This window comes from Streptomyces argenteolus (genome assembly GCF_042902585.1).
GTDB classification, from domain to species: domain Bacteria; phylum Actinomycetota; class Actinomycetes; order Streptomycetales; family Streptomycetaceae; genus Streptomyces; species Streptomyces argenteolus.
Genome location: NZ_JBIBEG010000036.1, coordinates 1 through 1,846, shown reverse-complemented (window position 1 = coordinate 1,846; position 1,846 = coordinate 1). Strand labels below are relative to the sequence as shown.

Here is a 1,846-nt window from a genome sequence, read left to right as displayed (position 1 = left end):
CGGCTTGCTCGCCCGTGCCCGGGTACGGATCCCCGTGCAGCGATAAGGGAGGCGGGACAAGACGGAGGCCAGGAGGTGAACCGCGGTGTCCGGGAGGCCGGGACGGTAGCGGGCGTAGTGGGTGGCCCGGGCCCGAGCAGCGCATCGTCCGAAACCGCCACAGAGGCCGCAGTCGGTCGGGGCGGATCATCGTGCAGCTCCAGTCTCGCCAGGGGCTGCCAGGTCAGTACCTCCTCCAGGCTTGCCGTCTTGGCGGCGGAACCGTCGTCGAAGCGCAGTACCAGCGCTCCGTCAAGCAAGGAGACGACCGGGACCGAGCGACCTTGCTGCCCGTGTCGCGGACAGACCCGCAGTGGGTGAAGCTGCGGGCGTGCAGCGTTTTGTTGCGCCCCGCGAACTCGATCCGCCCGGGGGTAGCCGCCCACCTCCAGCGGCATGACCAGGCGACCGCCTTCGGCCAACTGCTCGCGCCATGCCGGGAAGATGTCCCGGCAGTTGCAGGTGATCATGCTGCCGTCGAAGCCACTGCGGGGCACGAGGTGTGCGGGCGCGGCGTCGGCTTCGACCGACGCGCCCGCGTCGAGCACACCTTCGCCCGCATGAAGAACTGGAAAATCCGCGCGTGTTCGGCTTCCGCCGATGCCGCCTGGCATAGACGTCTATGGGGGCGTCAGCTCGTACGAGGCGGTCGATCCGGTATTCGTCGAGGCCGCCGCTTTCATGGACCTGCTGGTGCTGGGGTCACAGGGGCTGGATCGCTCCTCGCAGGCAACCGTCGTCGCATCGGCTCCCGGTGGCGTCGCCTGACCTGTGGTCGGCAGGCCCTGCTCGTCCTGGCCCATCTGCGCTGCGGCGACACCTACGGCTGTCTCGCAGCGGCTTTTCGCGTCGGGATCGCGACGGTCTACCGGTACATACGCGAGGCCGTCGACCTCCTGGCCGCTCAGGCGTCCACGCTGGGAAAGGCTATGACGACGGTACGGAAGGAGGCGTATGTGATCCTGGACGGCACCGTGCCGCCGATCGACCGTATTACTCGGGAAGAAGAAGCACCACGGGATGAACGTGCAGGTCCTCGCGCATCCAGCCGGCCGTCTGATCTGGGCTTCGGACGTGCTACCCGGAGCCGCGCACGATCTGATCGAGCCCCGGACCCATGGCATTCCCGCCGCTCTCGCGGCCGACGAGTTCAAGTGCTGTGCGGAAAAACGGAGTTTATCTGGCTCCACTTGCCGCACGGTGCTCGGATCGTGGACGTTGGATAGGATCCGGGTTGGAGGTACGAGGATGAGTTTTCGGTTGGCGGCGTATGCCGTGTGTATCGAGAACGGGCGTGCCCTGCTCGCCCGTCATATGCCACCGAATGGCGAGAGCAACTGGACCCTTCCGGGCGGCAGGGTCGAACACTGCGAAGATCCATTTGATGCGGTGATCCGGGAAGTCGCCGAGGAGACGGGCTGCATCGCGGTCGTCGATCGCCTGCTGGGCGTGGACTCACGGGTCATCCCCGCGGCCGAAGCTCATGCGGGAGTCGAGCATCAGAATGTCGGCGTTTTCTATCGCGTCCACATCACCGGCGACCGACTCCGGCCGGAGACGAACGGCGAGATTACCGAGTCGGTCTGGACCGATCTCTCCGACGTCCCCGGCCTGCGCCGGTCATCGCTGGTTGACATCGGCCTCTCCCTGGCCCAGGCCCTTCCGGCAACAGGCCACGTCGATCCTGTCCCGGTCGACGGCCTGATCCAGCACTAGGCACTGTTTCTCGGATCATGTTCTGAGCCAGATAACGAGTGCTGCGAGCGTGACGGTACCGAGGTAGATGTAGGCGCGTTTCTCGTAGCGG

The 1,846-nt window shown here is 66.3% G+C and carries 2 protein-coding genes and 1 pseudogene; all 3 read left to right on the top strand.

All coding sequences use genetic code 11. The features are described from left to right. The first annotated feature begins 639 nt into the window (after positions 1–639). The 3 genes and pseudogenes from ACFY8O_RS34430 (at position 640) to ACFY8O_RS34420 (ending at position 1,755) form a co-directional block, all read left to right on the top strand. Positions 640–807, top strand: a complete 168-nt coding sequence (locus tag ACFY8O_RS34430) for a hypothetical protein (RefSeq protein ID WP_387909357.1) — start codon at positions 640–642, stop codon at positions 805–807. Then, positions 762–1,179 (top strand): annotated as a pseudogene (locus ACFY8O_RS34425) (transposase family protein); the annotation flags it as partial. The gene ACFY8O_RS34430 and the pseudogene ACFY8O_RS34425, both read left to right, overlap by 46 nt. Positions 1,180–1,287: 108 nt before the next feature. Further along, entirely contained in the window at positions 1,288–1,755 is a 468-nt protein-coding gene (locus tag ACFY8O_RS34420) for an NUDIX hydrolase (protein WP_387909355.1), read from the top strand. Positions 1,756–1,846: the final 91 nt, after the last annotated feature.